Source organism: Mesorhizobium sp. M8A.F.Ca.ET.021.01.1.1 (genome assembly GCF_003998025.1).
GTDB lineage: Bacteria > Pseudomonadota > Alphaproteobacteria > Rhizobiales > Rhizobiaceae > Mesorhizobium.
The window spans coordinates 1-907 of the sequence record NZ_RZSJ01001009.1; the positions used below are offsets into that span (position 1 = coordinate 1).

The 907-nt window shown below is 60.7% G+C and carries 2 protein-coding genes; both read right to left on the bottom strand.

The features are described 5' to 3' along the window. On the bottom strand, nucleotides 1-483 hold a 483-nt coding region (locus EOA36_RS36235), incomplete at its 3' end, for a TIGR02281 family clan AA aspartic protease (protein ID WP_127281303.1). A 224-nt stretch (nucleotides 484-707) separates the two neighbouring features. Then, nucleotides 708-907: uracil phosphoribosyltransferase (locus tag EOA36_RS36240; RefSeq protein ID WP_281040120.1), on the bottom strand; the 200-nt coding region annotated here is incomplete at its 5' end.

Below are 907 nucleotides of genomic sequence, written 5' to 3' on the forward strand. Positions count from 1 at the left end.
GCCCAGTGCCTTGTCGTCGAGCACGATCGCCTGCACTCCGTCGACGCTGATGCTGCCGATCTGCAGGCGGTCGATCATCACCACGGCTGCCTTGATGGTGCCGTTGGCGGTGTTGACCTCGTGGCTGAAATCGGAGGGATTGAGCGACAGCCCGATCCGGCGTGCCGTCGACATATTGACCGCCACCAGCGTCGCACCGGTGTCGATCATGCCGTCGACCTGACGGCCGTTGAGCCTGAAGGTGGACGAAAAGTGTCCGCGCCCGTCCGCCGCAACCACGACCTTGCGGCCGGTTGGCAGCGGCGCCACCGGCTTGTCGGGAGCGGACGCCAGGCTGACCTCGGGTTGCGTCTCGGCCCCAGGCTTGGCCGTTACCGTCGATCTCAGCAGGTTTTCGAATATTCGCGGATTCGACTGGTAGACAACCGGGATCGATGCCGACGCACCGGCAAAGAGGCTGAGGATAAGGAGCTTGCGCAGCATGGATCGGCCTCGCCGCATGACCCCGAAAATCGAGATCGATTTTCGGAAAGGCTCATGCGCAAAAACAAAGTGCTACAGCGTCCTTTTGTGCGTCCGAATGGACGCACGGCGCTGTAGTGAGAGCCGATTCATTAGCGCTGGATGGTGTTTGTCGCTTTAACGCGTGCCGAAACCGCGTCTTTGCGTAAACATTTGGTAAATCATACCAAGCACTTTGCTTGGTATTACTTCGTCCCGTACATGCGATCGCCGGCGTCGCCGAGACCAGGCATGATGTAGCCCTTCTCGTTGAGCTGGCGATCGATGGACGCGGTGAAGACCGGGACATCCGGATGTGCCTTGGTAAAGCGCTCGATGCCTTCGGGCGCCGCCAGCAGGCACAGGAAGCGGATGTTGGTGGCGCCGCGCCCCTTCAGCTTATCGA